General features: G+C 63.1%; 28 protein-coding genes. 12 read left to right on the top strand and 16 right to left on the bottom strand.

Annotated features, from left to right (window positions below; translation table 11 throughout):
• Positions 1-114: 114 nt before the first annotated feature.
• The 5 genes from LOY34_RS21080 to LOY34_RS21060 form a co-directional block, all read right to left on the bottom strand.
• Entirely contained in the window at positions 115-2,556 is a 2,442-nt protein-coding gene (locus tag LOY34_RS21080; RefSeq protein ID WP_195884864.1) for a penicillin acylase family protein, read from the bottom strand.
• A 176-nt stretch (positions 2,557-2,732) separates the two neighbouring features.
• Entirely contained in the window at positions 2,733-2,933 is a 201-nt protein-coding gene (locus LOY34_RS21075) for an SEC-C metal-binding domain-containing protein (protein ID WP_010221064.1), read from the bottom strand.
• Between the two features lie 6 nt (positions 2,934-2,939).
• The gene (locus LOY34_RS21070) at positions 2,940-3,410 is read right to left on the bottom strand and encodes an LEA type 2 family protein (RefSeq protein WP_093380165.1); all 471 of its coding nucleotides are present in this window, start codon (positions 3,408-3,410) and stop codon (positions 2,940-2,942) included.
• A 4-nt stretch (positions 3,411-3,414) separates the two neighbouring features.
• A complete protein-coding gene (locus LOY34_RS21065) occupies positions 3,415-3,891 on the bottom strand; it encodes a YchJ family protein (protein ID WP_093380168.1) in 477 nt (158 codons plus the stop codon).
• A 4-nt stretch (positions 3,892-3,895) separates the two neighbouring features.
• Positions 3,896-4,390, bottom strand: a complete 495-nt coding sequence (locus tag LOY34_RS21060; RefSeq protein WP_093380171.1) for a DUF6231 family protein — start codon at positions 4,388-4,390, stop codon at positions 3,896-3,898.
• Between the two features lie 160 nt (positions 4,391-4,550).
• On the opposite strand from LOY34_RS21060, the gene LOY34_RS21055 reads away from it, so the two are divergent.
• The 4 genes from LOY34_RS21055 to LOY34_RS21040 all read left to right on the top strand — a co-directional run bounded on the left by LOY34_RS21055 (position 4,551) and on the right by LOY34_RS21040 (position 7,189).
• The gene (locus tag LOY34_RS21055) at positions 4,551-5,243 is read left to right on the top strand and encodes an OmpA family protein (protein ID WP_258663984.1); all 693 of its coding nucleotides are present in this window, start codon (positions 4,551-4,553) and stop codon (positions 5,241-5,243) included.
• Between the two features lie 90 nt (positions 5,244-5,333).
• On the top strand, positions 5,334-6,053 hold the full coding sequence (locus tag LOY34_RS21050) for an OmpA family protein (RefSeq protein ID WP_093380174.1): 720 nt from the start codon (positions 5,334-5,336) through the stop codon (positions 6,051-6,053).
• 109 nt (positions 6,054-6,162) lie between these two features.
• On the top strand, positions 6,163-6,438 hold the full coding sequence (locus tag LOY34_RS21045; protein ID WP_045197789.1) for a DUF1145 domain-containing protein: 276 nt from the start codon (positions 6,163-6,165) through the stop codon (positions 6,436-6,438).
• Positions 6,431-7,189, top strand: a complete 759-nt coding sequence (locus LOY34_RS21040) for a collagen-like protein (RefSeq protein WP_195884863.1) — start codon at positions 6,431-6,433, stop codon at positions 7,187-7,189. The genes LOY34_RS21045 and LOY34_RS21040 overlap by 8 nt, the downstream gene beginning before the upstream one ends.
• Before the next feature lie 70 nt (positions 7,190-7,259).
• Here LOY34_RS21040 and LOY34_RS21035 read toward each other — a convergent pair whose 3' ends face one another.
• Positions 7,260-7,718 (bottom strand): CopD family protein, encoded by a 459-nt coding sequence (locus LOY34_RS21035; protein ID WP_045197792.1) that lies wholly within the window; start codon positions 7,716-7,718, stop codon positions 7,260-7,262.
• Positions 7,719-7,814: 96 nt separating this feature from the next.
• Between LOY34_RS21035 and dinG the strand changes: the two genes are divergently transcribed.
• The 5 genes from dinG (at position 7,815) to pdxH (ending at position 15,297) form a co-directional block, all read left to right on the top strand.
• The gene (dinG, locus tag LOY34_RS21030; RefSeq protein ID WP_045197794.1) at positions 7,815-9,959 is read left to right on the top strand and encodes an ATP-dependent DNA helicase DinG; all 2,145 of its coding nucleotides are present in this window, start codon (positions 7,815-7,817) and stop codon (positions 9,957-9,959) included.
• 80 nt (positions 9,960-10,039) lie between these two features.
• Positions 10,040-12,298 carry a beta-galactosidase gene (locus LOY34_RS21025; RefSeq protein WP_195884862.1) on the top strand — a complete coding sequence of 753 codons (2,259 nt, stop codon included), beginning with the start codon at positions 10,040-10,042 and terminating at the stop codon, positions 12,296-12,298.
• Between the two features lie 107 nt (positions 12,299-12,405).
• Entirely contained in the window at positions 12,406-13,551 is a 1,146-nt protein-coding gene (locus LOY34_RS21020) for a serine hydrolase domain-containing protein (RefSeq protein WP_258663981.1), read from the top strand.
• A gap of 99 nt (positions 13,552-13,650) precedes the next feature.
• The gene (locus LOY34_RS21015) at positions 13,651-14,631 is read left to right on the top strand and encodes an OmpA family protein (RefSeq protein WP_045197802.1); all 981 of its coding nucleotides are present in this window, start codon (positions 13,651-13,653) and stop codon (positions 14,629-14,631) included.
• A gap of 18 nt (positions 14,632-14,649) precedes the next feature.
• Entirely contained in the window at positions 14,650-15,297 is a 648-nt protein-coding gene (gene pdxH, locus LOY34_RS21010) for a pyridoxamine 5'-phosphate oxidase (RefSeq protein WP_045197804.1), read from the top strand.
• On the opposite strand, the gene LOY34_RS21005 is transcribed toward pdxH, so the two are convergent.
• A complete protein-coding gene (locus LOY34_RS21005) occupies positions 15,294-15,530 on the bottom strand; it encodes a hypothetical protein (RefSeq protein ID WP_038999159.1) in 237 nt (78 codons plus the stop codon). The two genes, pdxH and LOY34_RS21005, sit on opposite strands and share 4 nt — an antisense overlap.
• Positions 15,531-15,678: 148 nt before the next feature.
• Between LOY34_RS21005 and LOY34_RS21000 the strand changes: the two genes are divergently transcribed.
• The gene (locus tag LOY34_RS21000) at positions 15,679-16,143 is read left to right on the top strand and encodes a glycine zipper 2TM domain-containing protein (protein ID WP_010221079.1); all 465 of its coding nucleotides are present in this window, start codon (positions 15,679-15,681) and stop codon (positions 16,141-16,143) included.
• Between the two features lie 67 nt (positions 16,144-16,210).
• On the opposite strand, the gene nhaA is transcribed toward LOY34_RS21000, so the two are convergent.
• The gene (nhaA, locus tag LOY34_RS20995) at positions 16,211-17,392 is read right to left on the bottom strand and encodes a Na+/H+ antiporter NhaA (protein ID WP_093380192.1); all 1,182 of its coding nucleotides are present in this window, start codon (positions 17,390-17,392) and stop codon (positions 16,211-16,213) included.
• A 223-nt stretch (positions 17,393-17,615) separates the two neighbouring features.
• On the opposite strand from nhaA, the gene LOY34_RS20990 reads away from it, so the two are divergent.
• On the top strand, positions 17,616-18,710 hold the full coding sequence (locus LOY34_RS20990; RefSeq protein ID WP_195884860.1) for a PLP-dependent cysteine synthase family protein: 1,095 nt from the start codon (positions 17,616-17,618) through the stop codon (positions 18,708-18,710).
• Between the two features lie 62 nt (positions 18,711-18,772).
• On the opposite strand, the gene LOY34_RS20985 is transcribed toward LOY34_RS20990, so the two are convergent.
• The 3 genes from LOY34_RS20985 to LOY34_RS20975 all read right to left on the bottom strand — a co-directional run bounded on the left by LOY34_RS20985 (position 18,773) and on the right by LOY34_RS20975 (position 21,837).
• Positions 18,773-20,386: an NAD(P)/FAD-dependent oxidoreductase gene (locus LOY34_RS20985; RefSeq protein ID WP_195884859.1), complete on the bottom strand. Its 1,614-nt coding sequence runs from the start codon at positions 20,384-20,386 to the stop codon at positions 18,773-18,775.
• A 106-nt stretch (positions 20,387-20,492) separates the two neighbouring features.
• Positions 20,493-21,167 carry a COG3650 family protein gene (locus LOY34_RS20980; protein ID WP_045197813.1) on the bottom strand — a complete coding sequence of 225 codons (675 nt, stop codon included), beginning with the start codon at positions 21,165-21,167 and terminating at the stop codon, positions 20,493-20,495.
• Between the two features lie 70 nt (positions 21,168-21,237).
• Positions 21,238-21,837: a short chain dehydrogenase gene (locus LOY34_RS20975; protein WP_045197815.1), complete on the bottom strand. Its 600-nt coding sequence runs from the start codon at positions 21,835-21,837 to the stop codon at positions 21,238-21,240.
• Between the two features lie 107 nt (positions 21,838-21,944).
• Between LOY34_RS20975 and LOY34_RS20970 the strand changes: the two genes are divergently transcribed.
• Positions 21,945-22,853, top strand: a complete 909-nt coding sequence (locus tag LOY34_RS20970; RefSeq protein WP_093380195.1) for a LysR family transcriptional regulator — start codon at positions 21,945-21,947, stop codon at positions 22,851-22,853.
• Positions 22,854-22,856: 3 nt separating this feature from the next.
• Here LOY34_RS20970 and LOY34_RS20965 read toward each other — a convergent pair whose 3' ends face one another.
• From LOY34_RS20965 to livH, 5 genes are all read right to left on the bottom strand, one after another.
• A complete protein-coding gene (locus LOY34_RS20965) occupies positions 22,857-23,105 on the bottom strand; it encodes a hypothetical protein (RefSeq protein WP_195884858.1) in 249 nt (82 codons plus the stop codon).
• Positions 23,106-23,250: 145 nt separating this feature from the next.
• Positions 23,251-23,952 carry an ABC transporter ATP-binding protein gene (locus tag LOY34_RS20960; RefSeq protein ID WP_045197821.1) on the bottom strand — a complete coding sequence of 234 codons (702 nt, stop codon included), beginning with the start codon at positions 23,950-23,952 and terminating at the stop codon, positions 23,251-23,253.
• The gene (livG, locus tag LOY34_RS20955; RefSeq protein ID WP_045197823.1) at positions 23,953-24,720 is read right to left on the bottom strand and encodes a high-affinity branched-chain amino acid ABC transporter ATP-binding protein LivG; all 768 of its coding nucleotides are present in this window, start codon (positions 24,718-24,720) and stop codon (positions 23,953-23,955) included. It abuts the gene before it with no gap.
• Entirely contained in the window at positions 24,717-25,973 is a 1,257-nt protein-coding gene (locus LOY34_RS20950; protein ID WP_045197825.1) for a high-affinity branched-chain amino acid ABC transporter permease LivM, read from the bottom strand. Before LOY34_RS20950 ends, livG begins: the two co-directional genes overlap by 4 nt.
• A complete protein-coding gene (gene livH, locus LOY34_RS20945; RefSeq protein WP_028943524.1) occupies positions 25,970-26,893 on the bottom strand; it encodes a high-affinity branched-chain amino acid ABC transporter permease LivH in 924 nt (307 codons plus the stop codon). Before livH ends, LOY34_RS20950 begins: the two co-directional genes overlap by 4 nt.
• Positions 26,894-26,942: the final 49 nt, after the last annotated feature.

Genomic DNA, 26,942 nt, shown 5'->3' with positions numbered 1-26,942 from the left:
AGGCGGGTAACGAAACCTGCCTCAGTTTCGTTGTAAGGGATTTGTCGGCGGGGGCTGTTGATATGGATCAGCGCAGCCGGCATTGCACCGGCTGCGCGTGCGGATTGCGCGGTTTTACCTGCCCGGTACCAGGGTCAGGCGCTTGTTGCCGTAGGCGCGGTCGAAGTTTTGTGGTTGCAGCGGCAGGCTCATGTAGCGGCCCTTGAACCAGGCATCCAGGCCATCGGCAAAGTGCGGGCTGGCCGGGTTGCCGGACTGGCCGCTACTGCTTTGCAGTTGCAGCGGTTCAATCTGGCCGAAGTCCACCACCATGCGCAGCGACGGTGCCAGTTGTGCGTTGAAGTCCTTGCCCCAGGCGTAGGGCGCAAGGTTCAGGGTGCTGTGGTCGCCGCCCGTGGCCAGCGCGCCGCGACTGACCGCGTCACCCAGGCCATGAAAAGTCGGCGCCGGCCAGCGGTACTGGTGCAGTTTGCCCCATTGCCAGGCGCGCTGATTATTGCCCAGTTGCGCTTCGCCGGCAGTGATTGCTGCTGCCAGGCTGCGGGCGAGAATGGCCGGTTTGTCTTCTTTTTGCGCGGTGTTCTGATCGTCCCAGAACGGGCTGTCTTCGCGGCCGAGCAAGTGGTCGGCCTGGGCCGAGTACGACAGCCGGGCGTTACCGACAAAAGCCTGCCAGCTCGGGCTGGACTCAGGGCCGAGCTCGTCGAGGAAGGTCAGCTTGGCGCTTTCCTGCAGGAACAGTTGGTACAGGGCGGCATCTGCCGAGGTGGTGCTCAGTCGGCCGTCGAAGGCCATCAAGCGGGTGTAGGCTTCGCGTGCCTTGGTCCGTTGCTCGGCAGGCAGGGCGTCGATTGCCTGCTTCAGCGGTTGGGCCATGCCGGGGGCTTGGAACATTTTCTTCAGCTTGTCGGCAAACAGCGTGGTCTGGTCGCTTTGCATCAGCATCAGGCTGCGGCTGTCGTGCTTGCCGTTGCCGGCCAGTTGCGCCAGGCGCTCGGCACGCTCGGGGTAGTACCAGCTGTTGGACAGCTGCATGCCATAGCCTTTGGGCACGCTGCGCTGGTTGGCATTGCCGATCCAGCCTTGGGGCGGGTCCTGGTCGTAGGGGTGGAGCATCGGGTCGGCGTAGCCGTCCCAGTCGTAGCGACCGTCCCAGCCCGGCGACGGCAGCAGGCCCTGGCCCTCGCGGCGGTTGGGGAAGCGCCCGCTGACCTGCCAGCCGATATTGCTGGCGTCGGCAAACACGAAGTTCAGCGCCGCAGCGCCAATCTCGCGGGTGTTGTCGAAGGCGCGCTCGACATTCTGCGCCCGCGACAGGTTGAAGAACGCATCCAGGCTCTGGTCGCCCTTGAGCTCGGGCATGCGCAGGGCCAGGCCCAGGCTGGCGTTCTGCGGCTGGCCGAGCAGGGTGCCGTGGCGGGTGTCGTACAGGGTTTCACGCAGCGGGCGCTGGCCCTTGATGAAGAAGGTTTCGTTGCGGGCCTGGGCTGGCAGCCATTTACCGTCGGCCTGGTACATCAGGCGGCTGCCTTCCTTGCGCAGTTTTTCCAGGAACAGGTCCTGGTTGTCGGCCATCACCGCGCTGGCGCTCCAGGCCAGCTTGCCGTTGTAGCCTGAAAGCACCAGCGGCAGGCCGGCGATGGATACGCCAGCGGCCTGGTACTTGGGCGAACGGATCTGCACCGGGCTCATCGCCCAGGCACCAAGGGTATCGCTGGCCATCAGGCTCTTGCCGCTGCGGCTGCGCTGCGGGGCAATCGCCCAGTTGCTCGAGCCGGCGCTGCCGAGCAGGTTGAGTGCGGCCAGTTGCTCGCTGACTGCGGTCAACGGTGCCAGGCCCGCGAGCTGGGTGTTCAGGTTCAGGCCTTTGAGCTTGTCGGTTTCGCTCAGCGCCAGCGGTTCGTCAGGGTAGCTTGGCAGCAGCCAGGCCAGTTTGTCGGTACCGACTTTTTGCGCCAGGCCCAGGGCTGCGAGTTCTTCCTGCAGGTTGACCGACTGGCTGAAGTTGTACAGGCAGAAGATCAGCGCCGAGTCCTCGGGCTTCCAGTATTCCGGACGGTAGCCGCTTTGCGCCAATGGTGCCGGCAGCTTGTCGCGGTAGCGGAACATATAAGCGTTGACGCCACGGGCATACACCTCGAAGAAACGCTTGAGGCGTGGCGAGGCATCGGCATACAGCTGGTTGGCGCTGGCCTTGAGGTTGGCCGCGCGCATCAGGCGGTCGACTTCCAGCACGTCGGCACCGGCCATTTCCGCCAGCCGGCCTTGAGCCAGCAGGCGCATGCCGACCATCTGCCCGATGCGGTCACCGGCGTGGATATAGCCCAGGGCGAACAGCGCGTCGTGGAAGTTGCTCGATTCAATCAGCGGCATGCCCAGGGCGTTGCGGCGCACCGACACATTCTGTGCCAGGCCTTTGAGCGGTTGCACGCCCGTGGCAGGCAGCACGCTGTCGCGCTGGCCGGCCATCTGGCAGCCACCCAGGCTGAGCAGCCCGAGCATCGCAGCGGCTACGCCGAACCGGGGGGTAAAAGGGGGAAGGGCTGGCGCGGCCATGATCAGGCTCCTGCAGGGCGTGGCGGTAAAAGGCGCTACGTTAGTGAGCGCGATCACACCATGCAAGCGGGGCGCAGCCTTTATTTTCACCAGCTGACCAGGCGTCGGGCCGGCAGGGGAGCTAGCGGTCGCGCCGGCGTACTGCGCAAGCGCCGACCACTAGCAAAAGGCCGCGATCAGGCGCCGTGGCACTTCTTGAACTTCTTGCTGCTGCCGCATGGGCACGGATCGTTGCGGCCGACGTCCTTCAGGGCGTTGCGCACCGGCTCCTGGTGGCCGTGGTTGCAGTGCGGGCCGTGTACATGGCCATGGTCATGGTCGTGATGATCATGATCGTGGTTGCAGTCAGGGCCATGGACATGGGGTTGCTGGGTCATCTTGGGTTACTCCGGAATAAGATCGCCGGGAATTATCTCACCACTGCGCGACAAGTGCAGGTCGCGGGCGAAGAATAATCCGCTGCTCATCTCACCTTCCAGGCGATAGCGCAGTGGGCCTTCGCTACCTTTGAGCAGTTTGGCCAGGGGTTTGACCTGCTGCCAGAGGTTGGTGCGCACCGGGATCTTGAAGATGCGCCGCGCGTGCGGGCCGACACTGCGCCACAGGCTGGCCTCGCCTTCGGTCAACGGCAGGTCGTTGATCAGCACCTTGTAGCCCAGGTAACGGATGAACAGGCGGCTGTCGTTGGGGTTGTCGACCTGGACATGCAGTACGAATTCCTGCTGCAGCAGGCGCATCTTCAGCGGTTCAACCTTGAGCAGATGCACCTGTGGGTCCTGGTAGTCGCTGTCCAGCCAGCTGGCGCAGCCCGCCAGTTGCAGGAGCAGAACGCTGATCAGCAGCAGGCGGGCCATCAGCTCAGCTACCCAGGTAACTGGAGCAGCACTTCTTGAACTTCTGCCCGCTTTCGCATGGGCAGGGATCGTTGCGCGTGACCTTGAGGCCGACGGTCGGGTCAATGAAGTACCAGCGGCCGTGGTTCTGCACAAAGGCCGAGCGTTCGCGATGGCAATGCTCGCCATCGCTGTCGTGCCAGCGAGCGGTAAAGGTGACAAAGGCATGTTCGGGCTTGCCGCCGAACACCTCGGCGCCTTCGACTTCAAGGCCCAGCCAGGTGCTCTGCTGGCTCCAGTTGCGGATCGCCTCGCGGTCGAGCCCGGCTTGCTGCGCTGGCAGGGTGGTGGTCACCAGATAGTCGACCAGCCCCAGCACGTAGGCGCTGTAGCGCGAACGCATCAGGGTCTGCGCGTCGGGGGCGGGGAGCCCAGCGTGATAATGCCCGCAGCAGGTATCGAGCAGATCGCCGCTACCGCAAGGACAAACCGAGACACTCATTGCTTCACCACCAGTACTTGCCAAAATTTTCCGGGTTGGCCCAGAACTTGGCGTTGAGCCAGTCCGGGACCTGTTTGTATTCACGTAGATCATAGGTGAACAGGTTCAAAACCTGCGCATCGCGCTGGAATTTTTCACTGGCTTGCAGGGCCAGGGCGAAGAAGTCGGTTTCTTGCCAATCGCAGGCGCTCAGGTCGGCCAGCACCGCCACGCGGCTGGCATTGAGGTTGCGGATGCCGCCGAGCAATTGCAGGCCATCGCGTTTGCTCAGGTGCTCGAGGCAATCGACCAGCAGCGCCAGGTCGAAGCGTTGCGCCGCAAGCTCGGCCGGCAGAGCGCCGGGGTTGGCCACGGCGATTTGCGCCTGCGGGTGCGCCTGGGCGAAAGCCTCCAGAGCCGGAAAGCGCTCACCTATCAATAGCAGGCGTTGTGGCGCATAGCGATCAAGCAGGGCGGCCAGGGCCTGTTGCGGGGTGCGCTGGGAAAAACCGTCCATCATCGGGAATCCTCGGTCAGATGGGGCAAGACTAACGGTCTGGCGCCACTTGGCATAGTGCCGCGGCGCCGCATCATGGCCTATTGCTGGCGGATATCAATGAGGCGGTCTTTACTCCCAGAGCATCGGTTTTGCACCGATTCCCCCTAGGAGATGCAACAAAATGAGCATAGTACGCACAGCATTACCTCTGGTTCTGCTAACCAGCGTGTTGACTGGTTGTGCAGGTTTGCAAAAAACCGACTGGCCGAAGTGTGCTGCCGTCGGGGGCGTAGGCGGCGCAGCCCTGGGCGCTATCGAGAGCTCCAGCTGGGCAGGCTGGGGCGCGCTGCTTGGCGCGGGCATGGCCGCCGGTTACTGCTGGGCCCACGGCGATGGCGACGAAGACGGCGATGGCGTGCCGGACAGCCGCGACAAGTGCCCGGGCACGCCACGTGGCGTGCAGGTCGATGCCAACGGATGCCCGCCGGAGCCTGTCGCCGTGGTCGAAGAAGTCGCCGTGGTCAAGGAAGAGGTCATTGTCATTCGCGATGTTCACTTCGAGTTCGATTCGGCCAAGCTGACCGCAACCGACAAGGAGCGCCTCAATACCATTGCCACGCGCCTGAAAAACGAAGCGGCGAGCGCGCGCTTGAGTGTCACTGGCCACACCGACAGCAAAGGCTCCGATGCCTATAACCAGCAACTCTCGGAGCGCCGCGCGCATTCGGTCACCGAATACCTGATCGAGAGCGGCGTGCCACGTGCCAGCTTCGTCTCGGTGCGCGGTGCCGGTGAGACCCAGCCGGTTGCCGACAACGCCACTGCCGATGGCCGGGCGCAGAACCGTCGTACGGAAATTCGCATCGAGCGCTGAAGCGCCAGCGGCCTGCGGCTTGAGAAGTACCGCAGGCCGGTCTTTACTCCTGTGTGACCGGTAGAGGCCGGTGACACAGGAGCAATTCTCATGAGTGTTCTCTTCAAGGCCACACTGCCGGTCCTTCTGGCCGCAAGCCTGCTCTCCGGTTGTGCGACCCACAGCGATGGCAGCGCCCCACTCAATCAAAGGACCTGGCCTATCTGCAGCCTGCTTGGCGGTCTGGTCGGTGGCGGTCTGGGTGCCATCGAAAGTTCCGCCTGGGCAGCCGGTGCCGGTGCTGCCGGCGCGATTGCCGGCGGCCTGATCTGTTATGCCCAGGACGGTGACGAGGATGAAGACGGCGTGTTCGACCGTCGCGACCTATGCCCCGACACGCCGGCCAACACCCCGGTCAGCCATACCGGTTGCCCGCTGCCGCAATACCCGGCGAGCCAGAAAGCGCCGGAGCCTGCACCGACCTCGGAAGTGATTACCCTCAGCGACCAGGGCGCGGTGATGTTCGCCTTTGACTCGGCGCAGTTGACCAGCGCGGCCCAACAGCAGTTGCAGGCGCTGACCAGCAAGCTCAATGGCGCCAATGTAACCAGCGTCAAAGTCGTCGGCCATACCGACAGCCAGGGCTCGGACGCCTATAACCAGGCGCTGTCCGAACGGCGAGCCAGCAGTGTTGCCGAGTACCTGATCAGCCAGGGCCTGTCGCCCGCCAAGGTCACCAGCCAGGGCCAGGGTGAAAGCCAGCCGGTTGCCGATAACGACACTGATGCCGGGCGGGCGCAGAACCGCAGGGTGGAACTGCACCTTAATTGATCGGGCCACTGACACAAGGACTGGCACAAGGAGCGTGTCAGCCGTTACTGTTGCAGGCGATGCCAGCACCCCTGGCATCGCCACCGAAAAATAACAACGGGGGGCGCCTATGCAAGGGTTACTGGGGCTGGCCAAGGCCCTGACCGTGGTGTTCTGGTGGGTGGTACTGGTCAATCTGCTGATACCGCTGGAGCACCCCTTCCACCTGCTGATCAATGCCGCCGGTGCCGCCCTGCTTGGCCTGCACTTGCTGGAAGTATTGATGTTCAATGGTTGCCTGCGTGAGCGCAGCCATCGTTGGTTCGATCGCTTGCAGATCCTGCTGGTCGGTATTTTTCATGTTCTTTCAATTCCGGCACCCCGCAAGGAAGCTGCTAATGCGTAAATTGATCATTCTGGCTGCATTGTTCAGCCCTCTGGCCCTGGCCGACGCCATCAGCGTGGCGGCCCATTCGGTGCTGCGCCTGCCAAACAAGGCCAGCGTCGTGCATTTGCAGCGCCTGGAGGTTGCTGATTCCGCCACCCTGGTGCTGCCCGCCAGCCTGGTCGATCTCAGGGTCGATGAGTTGCACCTGGGCCAGGAGGCGCGAATTGCCATCGTGCCGGCCGAAACCACCCTGCAGCTTGAAGTGCAACGGGCCAGCTTCGGCGAGGGCAGCCAGATCGTTGCCCATGGTGCCCCGGGCACTTACGAAAAAGCGGCAAAGGCCGGGCGCAACCTGGAACTGCAACTGCATGAACTCAAAGCCTCGACCCTGGCCATTGATGCCCGTGGCGGCGCCGGTGCGCCGGGTTATGTCGGCCTTGATGGCGCCAATGGCAAGCCGGGGGGCTGCACCTGGGGCCAGGCCAGCCGCGGCGCCAATGGCGACAACGGTGGCAATGGCCATGACGGCGCGCCGGGTGGCCGGGTGCGGCTGGTGTTACCGGCAGGTTTTCCTGCTGAGCGCATCGTGGTCCAGCTTGATGGCGGTGCGCCAGGCGTGGCGGGTGCAGCCGGCAAGCCGGGGGCCGGTGGCGCAAGCAAGGGCTGCCTGGTGTACAGTACTGCGGGTGGTGCGGCAGGCAAACCTGGGGCTGCGGGTCAGCCGGGAGCGGCGGGTGCAGTTGGAGAGTTGATCTTGCAGCGCCTGTAAAAGTACGCGCCGGCCCCTGTTGGAGCCGGCTTTGCCGGCGACGGGCTGCAAAGCAGCCCCTTGACCTGGTTCACCACAGCACCCCACCCGACAACACCACCGCAATCCCCAGCACCAGGTTGAGCCCGACCATCCGCCGAATCCTCGCCATCACCGCCGCGCCCGCCGGCCAGTCCTCAGCCTGCACCGCCTGGCGCAGTTCCGGGTACAGCAACGACTGGACACGAAAGAACACGGCAAACATCGCAATCGCACCGCCGATCATCACCTGGACATGCCGTGGCGTGGTCTCGAAGCTGGCAAAACGGGTGTTGACCATGAACATGCCGCTGATCGCCAGCACCGCGATTGCGATCCATACCCAGCCAAAAAAACGCTGAAACACTTCTACCCACAGGCGTAGGCGAGCGGGGCCTTCCAGGGCTGCAACCGCCGCCGGGCGCAGGATCAGCCAGGCAAAGAACATCCCCCCGACCCACACCAGGGCGGCCAGAACATGCAGGCTGTAAGATAGGGCAAAGACGGGCATGGGGATCTCCATTCGGCGCAAAGGGCAATAGCGGGGTATGATAGCGACCCAATCGAAACACTGAAAATTTATCCAGCCCTTCGGGCGCCCGACACCATGATCAGCAACGAACTCAAAACCACGATTCAGGGCGCCTATTCGCGTTTTCTCGAAGCCAAGAGCCTTAAGCCGCGCTACGGCCAGCGTCTGATGATTGCCGAAGTGGCCAAGGTGCTTGGCGATATCGACTGTGACGACGAAGGCCGGCGCGTCGGTGAACCAGCGGTGGTCGCGGTCGAGGCCGGCACCGGTACTGGCAAGACAGTGGCCTATAGCCTGGCCTCGATTCCGGCGGCCAAGGCGGCCGGCAAGCGCCTGGTGATCGCCACCGCCACGGTTGCCCTGCAGGAGCAGATCGTCTTCAAGGACCTGCCCGACCTGATGCGCAACAGCGGCCTCAATTTCAGCTTCGCCCTGGCCAAGGGCCGTGGCCGCTACTTGTGCCTGTCGAAACTCGACGTGCTGCTGCAGGAAGGCCAGGCGCAATCGGCCACCGCCCAGCTGTTCGAGGAAGAAGGCTTCCGGATCGAGGTCGACGAGGCCAGCCAGAAGCTGTTTACCAGCATGATCGAGAAGCTCGCCGGCAACCGCTGGGATGGCGATCGTGACAGCTGGCCCCAGGCTCTGGAAGACCAGGACTGGGCGCGCCTGACCACCGACCACAGCCAGTGCACCGGGCGCCATTGCCCGAACTTCGGCCAGTGCACCTTCTACAAGGCCCGCGAAGGCATGGGCAAGGTCGATGTAATCGTCACCAACCACGACATGGTTCTCGCCGACCTGGCCCTGGGCGGCGGCGCCGTGCTGCCGGACCCGCGCGACACCATTTATGTATTCGACGAAGGCCACCACCTGCCCGACAAGGCCATCGGCCATTTCGCCCATTACACCCGCTTGCGCTCGACTGCCGACTGGCTCGAGCAAACCGCCAAGAACCTGACCAAGCTGCTGGCCCAGCATCCGCTGCCGGGCGACCTGGGCAAATTTATCGAGCAGGTGCCGGAGCTGGCCCGCGAGATCAAGGCCCAGCAGCAGTTCATGTTCAGCGCCTGCGAGCAGGTTGCCGATTTCCGCCCGGGCGAAGACATGGAAGGCCGTGAGCGGCCCCGTCATCGTTTCGAAGGCGGCGTGGTGCCTGAGCACATGCGCGAGATGGGCATCGAGCTGAAAAAGGGCTTTTCGCGCCTCAGCGACCTGTTCACCCGCCTGACCGAGCTGCTCAAGGAAGGCATGGATGGCGAGGTCAATATCGGCATCGCCAGCCATCAGGCCGAGGAGTGGTACCCGCTGTTCGGCAGCCTGCTGATGCGCGCCCAGGGCAACTGGGAGTTGTGGACCGCCTTCACCGCCGAAGACCCGGAAGACAGCCCGCCCATGGCCCGCTGGCTGACCCTGGCCGAAAGCGGCGCGTTGTTCGATATCGAGGTCAATGCCAGCCCGATCCTTGCCGCCGAAATGCTTCGGCGCAACCTGTGGAACGTCGCCCACGGCGCCCTGGTGACCTCGGCGACCCTGACGGCACTGGGCAAGTTCGATCGTTTTCGCATGCGTGCCGGGCTGCCCAAGACCGCCGTTACCAGTGTTGTGCCGAGCCCCTTCCACCACGTTGACGCCGGCGTGCTGCGGGTGCCAGACCTGCGTGCCGACCCGCGCGATGCCGCCGCCCACACCGCGGCGATCATCCGCGACCTGCCGGAGCTGGTGGAAGGTTCGCGCGGTTCGCTGGTGCTGTTTTCCTCGCGCAAGCAGATGCAGGACGTGTTCGATGGCCTGGACCGCGACTGGCGCAAGCAGGTGTTCATCCAGGGCAACCTGTCCAAGCAGGAAACCCTCAACAAGCACAAGGCGCGGGTCGATGGCGGTGATTCCAGCGTGCTGTTCGGCCTCGCCAGCTTCGCCGAAGGCGTCGACCTGCCGGGCGCTTATTGCGAGCACGTGGTGATCGCCAAGATTCCTTTCGCCGTGCCGGATGACCCGGTCGAAGCCGCCCTGGCCGAATGGATCGAGGCCCGTGGCGGCAACCCGTTCATGGAGATCGCCGTGCCGGACGCCTCGTTGCGGCTGATCCAGGCCTGCGGGCGGCTGCTGCGCACCGAAGAGGACCGCGGCACCATCACCCTGCTTGACCGGCGGGTGGTCACCCAGCGCTACGGCAAGGCTATTCTCAATGCGTTGCCACCGTTTCGCCGGGAAATTTCCTGAAAACCCGGAGCGCAATGCTCCGGGCGTTGTCTATCACTCAGTTCAAGGCCCCATGGGCCCTCAAGGAGAGCTCCAGCCCTATGATTCGCCGTACCTTGCCTGCCGTATTCGCACTGTTGTTCAGCACGCCGTTGCTGGCTGGGCAACAGACGCTGTTCAGCTTCGTTCGCCCGGCCGCCGTGGTCAATGTGCTGACCGAAGATGCCAGCCTGCCGCAGTACAACGCAGAGCAGACGGCCGAGGGCGAGGTGCTGCGCCGCGTGGTGTTCAACCCGGTGGCGCAGCCCAAGCTGCGCCTGACTCCGCAGGCCGGGGCCTGGGACTGGTCCAGCGCCACGGCCCTGACCTTGCGTCTGCAAAGTGCCATGGACTGGGCACTGACCGTCGATGTCACGGTGCTAAGCAGCGACGGCAAGACCCTCACCAGCCGCATCGACCTGCCGGCGGGCCCGGCGCAAACCGTCTATGTGCCGCTCAAGGCCAGTTCGCCGCTGAGCCAGGGCATGCGCGCCGGGCCGCCGATGCCCTGGGTGCACGAGGGCCAGCGGGTACTGCTGACCAGCAGCGCTGGCGAGGTCGATCTCAAGCAGGTGGTGTCGGTGACCTTGTCGATGAACAAGCCCAACGTCGCCCAGAGCATCCTCATCGAGCGCGTCGGCACCCAGGATGACGAGCAACTGCAAAAGGCCGTGTACACCGGCCTGATCGACGGCTATGGCCAGTCGACCCGCGGTCGCTGGCCGGAAAAGATCGTCAGCGATGACCAGCTCAAGGCCGCCGCCGGCCGCGAACAGCAGCAGCTCAAAGGCTGGCTGGGCGAACGCAGCAAGCTCAAGCTCGACAAGTTCGGTGGCATCAGCGAAGGCCCGGCGTTCGAGGCCAAGGGCTTCTTTCGCACCGAGAAACGCGAAGGTCGCTGGTACCTGGTGACCCCCGAAGGCCATCCGTTCTATTCCCTGGGCGTCAACACCGTGGCAGCCGACGGTGGCCGTACCTATGTAGCAGGGCGCGAGAGCATGTTCAGCGCACTGCCGCAAGCAGGTGAGGCGCTGGCGCAGTTCTACGGTGAAGGCAACAACAACGACGGCAATGGCTCGGCCCGTGGTCGCAACTTCAACCAGGGGCGCTGGTTCGACTTCTATGCCGCCAACATCGAGCGCAGCCATGGCACGCCGTGCACGCCTGTGGCAGCCAGCGACAAGGCGCCGGCGCTGGAATGCCCGCCTGCGGGCCTGGACAAGCAGCGCTGGCAGGGCCACACCCTCGACCGCCTGCAAGCCTGGGGCTTCAATACCCTGGGCAACTGGAGCGAGCCGACGCTTGGCCAGGCCAACCGCATGCCGTACACCTTGCCGCTGTCGATCGTTGGTGACTACACCAGCATCAGCACCGGCATGGACTGGTGGGGCGGCATGCCTGACCCGTTCGACCCGCGCTTTGCCATGGCCACCGAGCGTGCGGTGGCGATTGCCGCCCGCGATCACCGCGACGACCCCTGGCTGATCGGCTACTTTGCCGACAACGAGCTGGCCTGGGCCGCCCCCGGTGACGATCCCAAGGCCCGCTACGCCCTGGCCTACGGCACCTTGCGCCTGACCACCGATGTACCGGCCAAGCGTGCCTTCCTCAAGCAGTTGCGCGACAAGTACCGCAACCAGGCCGGCCTGTCCAAGGCCTGGGGCATCGATCTGCCCGCTTGGGAGCTGATGGAAGACCCAGGGTTCGAACCGCCGCTGCCAAGCCCTGAGCACCCGGAAATCGAGGCCGACTTCAAATACTTCCAGAAGGTCTTCGCCGAAACCTATTTCAAGACCATTTCCGACTCGCTGAAGTGGCATGCGCCCAATCATCTGTTGCTTGGCGGCCGTTATGCCGTGAGCACCCCGGAAGCAGTCGGCGCCTGTGCCGAGTACTGCGACGTCATCAGCTTCAATTTCTACACGCCCAAACCGCAGGACGGCTACGACTTCAACCAGCTCAAGGCGCTGGACAAGCCGGTGCTGGTCTCCGAGTTCCAGTTCGGCTCCCGCGACCGCGGCCCGTTCTGGTCGGGGCCGATGGAGGTGGCCAAGGAAGAGGGCAGGGCGCCGGCCTATGCCAGCTTCGTCAAGGCTGCCCTGGATGAGCCGTCAATCGTCGGTGTGCACTGGTTCCAGTACCTCGACCAACCTGCCAGCGGGCGCCTGCTCGATGGCGAGAACGGCCATTTCGGCCTGGTCGGCATTACCGATGTACCGTTCCAGGGCTTTGTCGACGGCGTGCGCAAGAGCAATCTGCAAACCCAGGAACAGTTCGGTAAAACCCTGGTGACCCCGGAAAAAGCACCGAAGACTCCCTGACACCTGCTGCCGGGCATGCACCGCCCGGCTTCTGTCTGTTCCCAAATCGTGCGCAGGCTGAAACAATGCACAGCCATTTGATAAGCCGGTTTCGCGGGAGTTGCTGGGTGCAGATTCAGGGTCATTACGAGCTTAAGTTTGAAGCGGTACGTGAAGCCTTTGCGGCGCTGTTCGACGATCCTCAGGAGCGTGGCGCGGCGCTGTGCATCCAGGTTGGCGGCGAAACCGTCATCGACCTCTGGGCCGGCAGCGCCGATAAAGACGGCGCCGAGGCCTGGCACAGCGATACCATTGCCAACCTGTTCTCCTGCACCAAGATGTTCACCGCCGTGACCGCCCTGCAGCTGGTCGGCGAAGGCAAGCTGGCCCTGGATGCGCCGGTGGCGCGGTACTGGCCGGAGTTCGCCCAGACCGACAAGCAATCGATCACCTTGCGGCAACTGCTCAGCCATCGCGCCGGTGTGCCGGCCCTGCGTGAGCTGATGCCGGCCGAAGCCCTCTACGACTGGCACGCCATGGTCCAGGCACTGGCTGGCGAATCACCGTGGTGGACCCCGGGTACGGCCCACGGCTATGCGGCCATTACCTTTGGCTGGTTGATCGGCGAACTGATTCGCCGTGCCGATGGCCGCCAGCCAGGCGAATCGATCGTTGCCCGCACGGCCAGGCCGCTGGGCCTGGACTTTCATATCGGCCTTGGCGAAGAAGACTTCCCCCGCGTTGCGCATATCGCCCGCAGCAAAGGCAACATGGGCGACGAGGCGGCCCAGCGCCTGCTCCAGGTCACCCTGCGCGAGCCGCAAGCCCTGTCGACCCGGGCCTTTACCAACCCGCCGGGGATGCTTACCAGCGTCAACAAACCCGAGTGGCGGCGCATGCAGCAACCGGCGGCCAACGGCCACGGCAACGCCCGCAGCCTCGCCGGTTTCTACGCAGGCCTGCTCGATGGCAGTTTGCTGGAGTCGGAGCTGCTCGATGAGCTGACCCGCGAGCACAGCCTTGGCCAGGATCGGACCTTGTTGACCTCGACCCGTTTCGGTCTTGGCTGCATGCTTGACCAGCCGAGCGTCGCCAACGCGACCTTTGGTCTGGGCGCGCGCGCCTTCGGTCACCCGGGGGCGGGCGGTTCGGTGGGCTTTGCCGATCCGGAACACGATGTTTCCTTTGGTTTTGTTACCAATACCCTGGGCCCTTACGTGCTCATGGACCCTCGGGCGCAGAAGCTGGTGCGGGTATTGGCCAGCTGCCTTTGATCGGTTAACCCCCATGGGGCCTGAACCCTTTGGCTATTCTGAATTCCAAAGCCCTGCATTGCTGGGCCAAATTTCTTTCATTTTCATGGTGTATCGCTGATGTCTTCGCATAAATCCTTAGCTCTCGCCCTGTGCCTGGCCGTGACCGGCTGCGCGCAGCATCCTCAAAAAGACGGGGCCGCAGATGCCGGCTTCAACTGGTGGCCGTTTGGCTCGGACCAGGTCGTCGACAAGGAAGTTAAGGAAGTGGTCACCGAAAAAGTCGCCAAGGCCGACGCCAAGTCGGAAAGCGCCAGCCGCTGGTGGTGGCCGTTTGGTGACGACGCCAAGGGCAAGACCGCTGCCGTACCGAAAATCGACCACAAGGCCACCCAGGCCTGGCTCGACAGCTACGAGCCAAAGCTGCGCGAAGCGATCAAGGACAGCAAGTTCGAAGTCGAGCGCCGTGAAGACGTATTGGTCGTGACCGTGCCGGTCGACAGCTCCTACAACCCGGATCGCCCAGCGATGCTGCTGCCGGTCACCCTCGGCCCGATCACTCGCGTAGCCAAAGCCGTCGAGGCCGACAAGCAGACTGCCGTGCTGGTCCTGGGGCATGCCGACACCAGCGGTGTTGCCGCCGCCAACACCAAACTCAGCCAGGAGCGCGCCGGTTCCGTGGCGGCGATCTTCCGCCTCAGCGGCCTGGAGCGTGATCGCCTGATGCTGCGCGGCATGGGCTCGCAAATGCCGCGTGCCGCCAACGACAGCGTTGAAGGCCGCGCCTTGAACCGTCGCGTTGAACTGGTACTGACCCCGCAGAACACCATGGTTGCCTTGCTGGCCAAGTACAAGCAGCCAACCCCGAGCCCGGCTGAACTGGTTGCCGTACAGGATGCCAAGGCTCCGGCCAAGGCTGCAGCGAAACCGGCTGCCAAGCCTGCAGCCAAGGCGCCAGCGAAAAAGGCCACTGTGGCCAAGAAAGCCGCGCCGGCCAAGGCCGCTGCCAAGAAGCCTGCCGCCAAGCCTGCGGCGAAGAAGGCGGCGGCACCGGCGGCGAAAAAAGTCGCCGCCAACACCAGCCCTGCGAAGACTAACTGATCGTCAAGGAACGCAGTAATGACCCAGTCCCTGGCCGATATGCGCCGCGATTACACCCGCGATGGCCTGACCGAAGCCCAGGCTCCGGCGCAGCCGTTCGCGTTGTTTCGTCAATGGTTCGATGATGCCCTGAACACCGAGCAGCCACCGGTGGAAGCCAACGCCATGACCCTGGCGACGGTGGATAGCGAAGGCCGCCCGCATTGCCGGATTGTCCTGCTCAAGGGCCTGGACGAGGAGGGTTTTACCTTCTTCACCAACTACGACAGCGCCAAGGGCCAGCAACTGCTGGCCAACCCGTTCGCGGCCATGACCTTCTTCTGGCCGGCGCTGGAGCGTCAGGTGCGTATTGAGGGCCGGGTGGTCAAGGTCAGCCCGCAAGAATCGGACGAGTATTACCAGGTGCGCCCGCTGGGCAGCCGCCTGGGCGCCTGGGCCTCACCGCAGAGCCGGGTGATCGCCAACCGCGCCGAGCTCGAGGGCCTGGTCAAGGCCACCGAACAGCGCTTTAGCGACAACCAGCCACACTGCCCGGAGCACTGGGGTGGCTACCGCCTGCTACCCGAGCGCATCGAGTTCTGGCAGGGCCGCGCCAGCCGCCTGCACGACCGCCTCAACTATCGCTTGCAGCAAGGTAACTGGCTGCGTGAGCGCCTCGCGCCTTAATCGGCCTGGTAACCGGCGGCCTCGCGTTCCAGCCAGGCCGCCAGTTCACTGCGTTTGACCTTTTGCGCCTTGGCGCTGTCCAGACGTTGTAGCATGAAGGCTTTCTTGCCTTCGTCCTGGCCTGCCAGCGACAAGGCCAGGTCACGGTCCATCCAGCGCTTGATGCGAACGTAGATCCACCAGTGGAAGTACAAGCCTGCCACGGTGGTTATGACGACGATGAAGTAATCCATGTCTATCCTTGCGCTAGAAGTTTCTACAGGCTGCCCCGATAGCAACAGGCTGTACGGAAGCTGAATGGAAGCAATTTTACCCCGCATGTGTCGTGACAGTCGTCAATGCGCGGAGTCTAATGAGCATCTGTCTTACGGAGATCATCCAATGCGTAAATCTGTTCTGCTGGTGGCAAGCTTCACCACAATGTCGCTGCTGCTTGGTGGTTGTGCCTCGAGCCTGACCGGCGATTCGTACTCCCGTGATGAAGCGCGCCGTGTGCAGACCGTGCGCATGGGCACCATCGAGTCCCTGCGGCCGGTAAAAATCGAAGGGACCAAGACCCCGATCGGCGGCGGCGCCGGTGCCATCGTCGGCGGCGTCGCCGGCAGTGCGGTAGGTGGTGGCCGCGGCAGTATCGTTGCCGCCGTGATCGGCGCCGTGGCCGGTGGCCTGGCAGGCTCCGCCGCCGAAGAAGGCCTGACCCGCACCCAGGGCGTGGAAATCACCGTGCGTGAAGATGACGGCAGCATGCGCGCCTACGTGCAGGCCGTGCAGCAGAACGAGATCTTCCGCGTCGGCGAGCGTGTGCGGATCATGACCGTCGACGGCACCAGCCGCGTCACTCACTGAGTTTTGCACCACCCATTAAAAACCCCGACTCGGCAAAGCCGGTCGGGGTTTTTTATTGCCTTGAGACTCAGGCCGTGACGGGCTTGCGACTCGACAGCGCGGTGATGCCATAGCCGATCAGCGCGGCCAGAATGGAGCCGGTGAGAATGCCCATGCGGTCCATGCCGGCGTATTCGCTGCTACCCGGCACGAAGGCCAGGGAGCCGACAAACAGGCTCATGGTAAAGCCGATGCCGCAGAGAATCGCCACACCCAGCACCTGGCCCCAGTTGGCACCCGCCGGCAAGGCGGCCATGCCTGCCTTGATCATCACCCAGGCGAAGCCGAACACGCCGAGGGTCTTGCCCACCAGCAAACCTACGGCAATGCCCATCGGCACGTGATGGGTGAAGCTTTCGAGGCTGACCCCGGCCAGTGACACACCGGCGTTGGCGAAGGCGAACAGCGGCAGGATGCCATAGGCAACCCAGGGGTGCAGGGCATGCTCCAGGCTCAGCAGCGGCGAAGGCTCGGCGTTCTTGGTGCGCAGCGGAATGCACAGCGCCAGGGTGACACCGGCCAGGGTGGCGTGCACACCGCTCTTGAGCACGCAGACCCAGAGGATCAGGCCGACCACCATGTACGGGCCAAGCTTGACCACGCCCATGCGGTTCATCGCGATCAGTACCAGCAGGCAAGCTGCCGCCAGGCCCAGCGACAGGCTCGACAGGGTACCCGAGTAGAACAGGGCGATAACGATGATCGCCCCCAGGTCGTCGATGATCGCCAGGGTCATCAGGAACAGCTTGAGCGAAACCGGTACGCGCTTGCCGAGCAAGGCCAGCACGCCGAGGGCGAAGGCGATGTCGGTGGCCATGGGGATTGCCCAGCCAGCCACGGCAGCCGGGTTGTCCTTGTTGAGGAACCAGTAGATCAGCGCCGGTACCACCATGCCGCCGATAGCGGCTGCGCCGGGCAAGACGATCTGCGAAGGCTTGGACAGATGCCCGTCGACCACCTCGCGCTTGACCTCCAGGCCAATCAGCAGAAAGAACAGGGCCATCAGCCCGTCGTTGATCCACAACAACAGGGGCTTGGCGATTTTCAGCGCGCCAATCTGGGCGACTACGGGAACATCCAGCAAGCCGTTGTACAGGTACGACAAGGGCGAGTTGTTGATGATCAAGGCCAGGGCAGCTGCAGCAATCAGTAATAGACCGCTGGCAGCTTCCAACTGAAAGAAACGAGTGAAAGTGCTACGCAGGGGCAAGGGCGCTCTCCATCCTGAAGGTTCTGATAGGGGCACACCCTACCCTGTGGTGATATTCTTTAAAACAAAAACTATATTCTTTTTTGTTATAAGCTGTAACCAACTCACGCCATGCAGCCTAGCAGTTGCAGTCGATAATTCACCGTGGCTGTATCTGTAGCAATTATCAGAATTTTCCTAACATGTTCTGCTGAACTTCGAACTTTTTGCCCGAGAATCGACCATGACCGATCACCGCCAGTGGGCCCGTGAAGCCATCCGCATCATCGAAGCGGACTTCCAGCGCAGCGCCGATACCCACCTGATCCCGCTGCCGCTGCCTGGCTTTCCTCAGGTCGAGCTGTATTTCAAGGATGAGTCGAGCCACCCCACCGGCAGCCTCAAGCACCGGCTCGCGCGTTCGTTGTTTCTTTATGCCCTGTGTAACGGCTGGTTGCGTCCGGGCGCGCCGGTGATCGAGGCGTCGAGCGGCTCGACGGCGATTTCCGAAGCCTACTTTGCGCGCTTGCTTGGGTTGCCCTTCATTGCCGTGGTACCGGCCAGTACCTCGCAGGAAAAGATCGCCCAGATCGCCTTCTATGGTGGCCAGAGCCACCTGGTGCAGGATCCGACGCAGATCTACGCCGAGTCCGAGCGTCTGGCCCGGGAAAGCGGCGGACACTTCATGGACCAGTTCACCTATGCCGAGCGCGCTACCGACTGGCGGGCGAACAACAACATCGCCGAGTCGATCTTTGCCCAGATGCGCTTCGAGCAATTCCCCGAACCGAGCTGGCTGATTTCCAGCCCCGGTACCGGTGGCACTACCGCGACCCTGGGTCGTTACGTGCGTTATCGCCAGCACGCCACCCGGGTGTTGTGCGCCGATGCCGAGCGCTCGGTATTTTTCGACTGCTACAAGACCGGTGACCGCTCGCTGCGCCTGGACTGTGGTTCGCGCATCGAAGGCATCGGCCGACCGCGGGTCGAGGCGTCGTTCCTGGCGCAGGTGATCGACGCCATGGTCAAGGTGCCGGACGCCCTGTCACTGGCGGCCATGCATTACCTGGCCCAGCGCCTGGGGCGGCGGGTCGGCGGCTCCAGCGGCACCAACCTGATCGGCGCCCTGGCGGCGGCGCAACACATGCGCGCGGCGGGGGAGGCCGGCTCGATCGTGGCGATCCTCTGCGACGGCGGCGATCGCTACGCCACTACCTACTATGACCAGGACTGGTTGAGCGGGCAGGGGTATCAGCTGGAGGGGATGATCGCGGCGGTGACGGCGTGTGTCGAGCGCGGTGAAGCGCTGCCGGAGTCGGTGTTGCGCGAGGGTGTTTGAAGGCGGGGCTGATTTACAGCCCATCGCCGGCAACGCCGGCGATGGCTTTATTGCGATATGAATCAGGCCTGCTGGCCCAGCATGCTGCGCGCCACCGCTTCAGCAATGCGAATCCCGTCGACACCTGCCGAAAGGATCCCGCCGGCATAACCAGCACCTTCACCCGCCGGGAACAGGCCCTTGAGGTTCAGGCTCTGCATGCTGGCATCACGGGTGATGCGCAGCGGCGATGAGGTGCGGGTTTCGATCCCGGTCAACACCGCGTCTGGCAGGTTGTAGCCCTTGATCTGCCGATCGAAGGCTGGCAATGCTTCGCGAATGGCTTCGATGGCAAAATCCGGCAGGCTTGGCGCCAGGTCGCCGAGGTTCACCCCCGGTTTGTAGGACGGCTCGACACTGCCGATGGCGGTGGACGGCCGCCCGGCAACGAAGTCACCGACCAGCTGCGCAGGTGCCTGGTAGTTGCTGCCGCCCAGCACGTAAGCGTGGGCTTCGAGTTTTTCCTGCAGCTCGATACCGGCCAGCGGGCCACCCGGGTAGTCCTGCTCGGGGGTAATGCCGACAACAATACCGGAGTTGGCATTGCGCTCGTTACGCGAGTACTGGCTCATGCCGTTGGTGACTACCCGGCCCGGCTCGCTGGTAGCGGCAACCACGGTGCCGCCCGGGCACATGCAGAAGCTGTAGACCGAACGGCCGTTCTTGGCGTGGTACACCAGCTTGTAATCGGCTGCACCGAGTTTCGGGTGGCCGGCATACTTGCCCAGGCGCGCCTGGTCAATCAGCGATTGCGGGTGCTCGATCCGAAAACCGATGGAGAACGGCTTGGCTTCCATGAACACGCCACGGGCGTGCAGCATGCGGAAGGTGTCACGGGCACTGTGGCCCAGGGCCAGGACGACGTGGCGCGAGTGCAGCTGTTCGCCACTTTCCAGGACTACGCCATTGAGCTGGCCGTCGTCCATCAACAGGTCGGTGACCTTCTGTTCGAAGCGTACTTCGCCGCCCAGCGCCTGAATTTCCTGACGCATGTTTTCGACCATGCCGGTCAGGCGGAAGGTACCGATGTGCGGCTTGCTGACGTAGAGGATCTCGTCCGGTGCACCGGCTCTGACGAACTCGTGCAATACCTTGCGGCCGTGGTGCTGCGGGTCCTTGATCTGGCTGTACAGCTTGCCGTCGGAGAAGGTCCCGGCGCCGCCTTCGCCGAACTGCACGTTCGACTCGGGATTGAGCACGCTTTTGCGCCACAGGCCCCAGGTGTCCTTGGTGCGCTGGCGAACTTCCTTGCCGCGCTCGAGGATGATCGGCTTGAAGCCCATCTGCGCCAGCAGCAGGCCGGCGAAAATCCCGCACGGGCCGAAGCCGACCACAATGGGCCGCTCCTGCAGGTCGGCAGGTGCCTGGCCAACCACTTTGTAGCTGACATCGGGGGCGACGTTGACGTTGTGATCGTCGGCGAACTTTTGCAGCAGTTCGGCTTCGTTGCTCGCCTGCAGGTCGATGGTATAGATGAACAGCAGCTCGCTGTTCTTCTTGCGCGCATCGTAGCTGCGCTTGAACAGGGTGAAGTCCAGCAGTTGCTCGTCGCTGATCCCAAGGCGTTGCACGATGGCCTCGCGCAGGGCTTCATCAGGATGATCCAGCGGCAGCTTCAGTTCGGTGATTCGTAACATGGCAGGGTCCAGTATCCCGGCCATGAACGGCCGGCGGCTTTACACAAACCGCCAAGTATAAGCTGTTCGCCGCCTTTGCAGGCAGGTTAAACGCAGGCGCCGATGATCAGTCGTTGCGTGAGCCACCGTAGTAGGCGCAGCCGCGCAGGGTCTGGCCGTCCACCCGTAGCTCGGCGATCAGATGCTGGACACTGCCGGTGGCGCTGTCGACGCAGCGTTGCGGAGCGACCCAGAGCTCGACTTTCTGGCCGTTGGCCTCGGTGTTGAGGCTGAAGCGCCCGTCGGGCAGCTGTTCTTCCAGGAAAGGGACCGCCAGTGTTGGCTGGCCGAGGCGTTCGAGGACCATGCCCTTGCCGCCGGCCTTGAGGTTCCAGTCCGGCTCGTGGCCACTGGCGCGCAGGGTCAGGCGCTTGAAGTTGGGGTCGCTGCAGGCGCTGCTGGAGTGTTCGATGCGGTACAGGCGTTGTACGTTCAACTGGCCGTCGTTGCCGGCCTTTGCGCTGGCCGACAAGGTACCGCGCACGTCGGCGAACAGGGTGCCGGGGGTGGCCGCCAGCGCGCTGGCTTCCTGCAGCAGGCCGGTGTTGCCGCTGTCGGTCACGGCAAAGCGGCGGGTCTCTTCACAGGGCTTGAACAGCAGTTGTCCGCCCTGGGCCGTCAGTTCGCCCTGCATGCGGGTCTGGCCGGCGGTAGAGGCGGCTTGCGGCTTTTCAGCCAGCATCTGGCAGCCGGCGAACAGCGGCAACAAGGCGACAAGCAACAGCGAAGGGGCGGCACGCATCAAGCAAACTCCAGCATCTCGAGCAAAAGGTGCCGCCACGTTACGCAGGCTGGTCGCCGATCACAAGGCCTTAGCCCACCTGGTAGGTCTGGCCGGTTTGCAAACCTTCGACGCTCTTGGCATAGGCCAGTGCCACGTCGGCGGCCGGAACGGGTTTGAAACCGCGAAAATATGGCGCATAGGCCGGCATGGCTTCGACCAGTACAGTGGGGCTGATGGTGTTGACCCGCAGGCCACGGGGCAATTCGATGGCGGCAGCTTTGACGAACGCATCGAGGGCGCCGTTAACCAGCGCGGCCGAGGCCCCGGTGCGAATCGGGTCGCGGTTGAGGATGCCGCTGGTAAAGGTGAACGAGCCGCCATCATTGATGAACTCGCGGCCGATCAGCAGCAGGTTGACCTGGCCCATGAGCTTGTCGTTCAGGCCCAGGGCGAAGTGCTCTGCGTTCATTTCATCGAGGGCGGCGAAGGTGACATTGCCGGCGGCGCAGACCAGGGCATCGAAGCGGCCGGTTTGCTCGAACAGGCGCCGGATCGAGGCGCTGTCGCTGATGTCCACCTGATAGTCGCCGCTGCTGCGGCCGATGCGCAGCACTTCATGACGTTGCTCCAGCTCTTTGGCAACCGCCGAACCGATGGTACCGCTGGCGCCGATCAACAAGATTTTCATTGAGCCATTCCTCGTAGGGTGTGTAGACAAGGCTCAAGTCTAGGGTGGATTTTTCTGTAGATAAGCGTGCTAATAGGCAACCTTTGGTTTTCATCTGGAAACAATCCATGAGCGACCTCGATGACCTGGCGGCCTTTGCCGTGCTGATGGATGCCGGCAGCTTTACCTTGGCCGCGCAACAACTGGGCTGGAGCAAGGGGCAGTTGTCCAAGCGCATCAGTGCTCTTGAGGCCAGCCATTCGGTGAAGTTGCTGCACCGCACTACCCGGCGGCTGAGCCTGACTGCGGCTGGCGCCATGTTGCTGCCCCAGGCGCAGGCACTGGTGCGGCAAATGGAAGGGGCGCGGCAAACCCTGGCCATGCTCAAGGACGAACTGGCGGGACCGGTGCGTATCACCGTGCCGGTGTCGTTGGGCGAGACGTTTTTTGAAGGATTACTGCTTGAGTTCGCCGCTCGCTACCCGGACCTGCAAGTGGAGCTTGAGCTCAATAACGGCTATCGCGACTTGTTGGGCGACGGCTTTGACCTGGCGATTCGCACCGATGTCCAGGATGACGCGCGACTGGTTGCCCGCCCGGTGCTGGCCATGCAGGAGCTGACCTGCGCCAGCCCGGCCTACTTGCAGCGCTATGGCGAACCGATGGTGCCGGGCGAACTGAGCAGCCATCGCTGCCTGCTCAACAGCCATTACAGCGGCCGTGAAGAGTGGTTGTATCACCAGCAGCACGAACTGTTGCGGGTGCAGGTGGCGGGCAGCTTTGCCAGCAATCATTACAGTTTGCTGAAGAAGGCGGCGCTGCTGGGCGCCGGGGTCGCCCGTCTGCCGTCGTACATGCTCCATGCAGAACTGGCTGACGGCCGCTTGCAGTGGTTGCTGCGCGACTATCAGACGCGCAGCGTGCCGTTGTTCCTGGTGCACCCCTATCAAGGCGGGATGCCGCAGCGGGTCCAGGTGCTGGCCGATTACCTGCTGGCCTGGTTCAGGCGCAGCAGCCAGGCCTTGCGGACCCTGTAGGGGTTACATCTTGTCGTCGTGCATTTCGTTTTTCATCATCTTGTCGTTCTTTTCCATCTTCTTTTCCATCTTCATGTCGTTGCTCATGTCCATCTTCTTGTCGTCGGCCATTTTCTTGTCCATTTTCATGTCTTTCTCCATGCTTGCTTCCTTGCTCATTTTCATGTCGTCGGCGGCGTGGACAACAGGCAGGAAGGCCAGGCTCGAGCCCAGGGAGAGGATAAGTGCGGCGGCGCTGAGGGACTTGTTCATGATGAGGCTCCAGTAGTAAGGGGAGGTTAGAGCCAGCGCTTCTGGCCCACCTGCAGCACTAGAGTCCGGTGCCCTGGAGGCGTTACAGCAGGCAAGAAAAAAGGCCCGAAGGCCTTTTTTCATTTGTGGCATATAGCGTCTGGCATCAACCGCCCAGGTAGGCGTCGCGGACTTTCGGGTCGGTCAGCAGCGCTTCACCGGTGCCTTCCATCACCACCCGGCCGTTTTCCAGCACATAGGCACGGTCGGCGACTTTCAGCGCCTGGTTGGCGTTCTGTTCGACCAGGAACACCGTCACGCCATCACGACGCAGTTGCTCGATGATGTCGAAGATCTGCTGGATGATGATCGGTGCCAGGCCCAGCGATGGCTCGTCGAGTAGCAGCAGCTTGGGTTTGCTCATCAGCGCCCGGCCGATGGCGAGCATCTGCTGCTCGCCGCCGGACATGGTGCCGCCACGCTGGCTGAAGCGCTCCTTCAGGCGCGGGAACAGTTGCAGGACCTTGTCCATCTGCTCCTGGTAATCGCCCTTGTCGGTGAAGAAACCGCCCATGGCCAGGTTTTCTTCCACGGTCAGGCGGGCGAACACGCGGCGGCCTTCAGGGACCACAGCGATGCTCTTGCGCATGATGTGCGAGGACGGCTGGCCGACCAGCTCTTCACCCAGGTAGCGGATGCTGCCGCTGCTCGCTTGCGGCGAGCCGCAGAGGGTCATCAGCAGGGTCGATTTGCCGGCACCGTTGGCACCGATCAGGGTGACGATCTCGCCCTGGCGGATCTCGACGTTGACGCTGTGCAGTGCCTGGATCTTGCCGTAGAAGGTGGAAACGTTTTCGAACTGCAGCATTTACGCTTCCCCCAGGTAGGCTTTGATCACTTCAGGGTTGTCGCGGATCTGTTCCGGCGTACCGTCGGCCAGGGGCGTGCCCTGGTTGATCACCACGATGTGGTCGGAGATGCTCATGACCAGTTTCATGTCGTGCTCGATCAGCAGCACGGTGACGTTGTGCTCTTCACGCAGCACGCTGATCAGCGCCTTGAGGTCTTCGGTCTCTTTCGGGTTGAGGCCGGCCGCCGGTTCGTCGAGCATGATGATCCGTGGACGGGTCATCATGCAGCGGGCGATTTCCAGGCGCCGTTGCTGGCCGTAGGCAAGTGTACCGGCAGGGCGGTTGGCGAACTCGAGCAGGTCGACCTTCTCCAGCCAGTACCGTGCGTACTCTTTTGCTTCGAGCTCGCTGCGGCGAAAGGACGGGGTCTTGAGCAGGCCGGCGAAGAAGTTGGTGTTCAGGTGCCGGTGCTGGGCGATCAGCAGGTTTTCCAGGGCGGTCATCTCTTTGAACAGACGCACGTTCTGGAAAGTCCGCACCACACCCTTGCGGGCGATCTGATGGCCGGCCAGGCCCTGGATTGGCTGGCCGTCGAGCAGGATGCTGCCGGCGCTCGGCTTGTAGAAACCGGTCAGGCAATTGAACACCGTGGTCTTGCCGGCGCCGTTCGGGCCGATCAACGCCACTACCTGTTTTTCCTTGACGGTCAGGGCCACGCCGTTGACCGCCAACAAGCCGCCGAAGCGCATGCTCAGGCCGCTGACTTGCAGAATTTCGCGGCTCATCGACGCAGCTCCATATGTGGACGTTGCATAGGCAGCAGGCCTTGCGGACGCCAGATCATCATCAACACCATCAGCGCACCGAACATCAACATGCGGTATTCGCTGAATTCACGCATCAGCTCAGGCAGCAGGATCATCACGATGGCCGCAAGGATCACGCCCAGTTGCGAGCCCATGCCGCCGAGCACGACGATGGCGAGGATGATGGCCGATTCGATGAAGGTGAACGACTCCGGTGTCACCAGACCCTGGCGTGCGGCGAAGAAGCTGCCGGCGAAACCGGCGAAGCAGGCACCCAGGGTGAACGCCGAGAGCTTGATGATGGTCGGGTTCAGGCCCAGTGCGCGGCAGGCGATTTCGTCTTCACGCAGGGCTTCCCAGGCGCGACCGATCGGCATGCGCAGCAGGCGGTTGATCACGAACAGCGCCAGCAACGCCAGCAGCAGCGCCACCAGGTAGAGGAAGATCACCTTGTTGATCGAGTTGTACTGCAGGCCGAAGAACTCGTGGAAGGTCTGCATGCCCTCGGCGGCCTTGCGTTCGAAGGTCAGGCCGAAGAAGGTTGGTTTCTCGATGTTGCTGATCCCGTTGGGGCCGCCGGTAAGACCGGTGAGGTTTCGCAGGAACAGGCGGATGATTTCACCGAAACCCAGGGTCACGATGGCCAGGTAGTCGCCGCGCAGACGCAATACCGGGAAGCCGAGCAGGAAGCCGAAGGTCGCCGCCATCAGGCCGGCAATCGGCAGGCAGATCCAGAAGCTCAGGCCGTAGTAGTGCGACAGCAGGGCGTAGCTGTAGGCGCCGACGGCATAGAAGCCGACGTAACCCAGGTCGAGCAGGCCAGCCAGGCCGACCACGATGTTCAGGCCAAGGCCCAGCAACACGTAGATCAGGATCAGGGTGGCGATGTCGACCGCGCCGCGTGAGCCGAAGAACGGCCACACCAGTGCAACCATGATCAGGCCGATGATGATCCAGCGCTGGGTCTTGGGCAGGGTCAGGAAGTTGCTCATGGCCGGCGAGATCAACTTACGGCCCGAACGGCGGCTGGTTGCCGCGCTCCATTGCTTGTCGAACAGCACGCGCAAGAACATCAGCACCGAACACACGGCGATGACCGTGAGGGTGAAAGGCCCTTGGCTGTGAACGATCAGGTTGATGCCGTCGATGCTGAGTTTCAGGCCCAGCACCGGAAAGGCGACAGCCCAGACCAGCAAGGCGCTGAAGAACGCCTGTTTAAGATTTTTGTTCATACTTTTTCAACCTCCGGACGGCCGAGGATGCCGGTCGGACGGAACAACAGCACCAGAACCAACAGGCCGAATGCCACGACGTCCTTGTACTGGTCACCGAAGATATCGGCGCCAAAGGCTTCAGCCACCCCCAGCACCAGCCCGCCGAGCATGGCGCCCGGAATGCTGCCGATGCCGCCCAGCACAGCCGCGGTAAAGGCCTTCAGGCCCACCAGGAAACCGGCGTTGGGGTTGATCACCCCGTACTGCATGCTCAGCAGCACGGCCGCCACGGCCGCCAGGGCGGCACCGATGACGAAGGTCAGGGCGATGATGTTGTTGGTGTTGATGCCAAGCAGGTTGGCCATCTTGATGTCTTCGGCACAGGCCCGGCAGGCCCGGCCCAGACGCGAGCGGGAGATGAACAGGGTCAAACCGGTCATGGCCACCAGGGTGACTACGAAAACCAGGATCTGCATGTAGGAGATCAGCACTTCCTCTGCGCCGCCCGGGCCGAAGGAGATACTCCCAGGGATCAGGTTGGGGATGGACTTGTCCTTGGAGTCCTGGGATAGCAATACGGTGTTTTGCAGGAAAATCGACATACCGATGGCAGAAATCAGCGGGATCAACCGGTTGCTGTTACGCAACGGACGGTAGGCGACCCGTTCGATACTGTAGCCATAGGCACTGGTAACGAAGATCGTGGCGACGAAGGCGACGGTCATCAATATCGGCAGTGAATCGATCCCCATCATGGCCAGGCCCGCAAGGGCGATGAAGGCCACGTAGGAACCGATCATGTACACCTCGCCATGGGCGAAGTTGATCATTCCAATGATGCCGTAAACCATTGTGTAGCCAATGGCTATCAAGGCATAGGTGCTGCCAATGGTCAGACCATTAACCAGCTGTTGGAAGAAGTGATAGATCTCAGGCATTACAGCGCTCCTAAAAACCTGATACGCATTTCACTGGTGGGGATGCCCC

The organism is Pseudomonas sp. B21-009 (genome assembly GCF_024749345.1).
Taxonomy (GTDB): Bacteria; Pseudomonadota; Gammaproteobacteria; order Pseudomonadales; family Pseudomonadaceae; genus Aquipseudomonas.
Note: the sequence above shows the minus strand (reverse complement) of the source record. Positions and strands in the feature narration are given on the sequence as shown.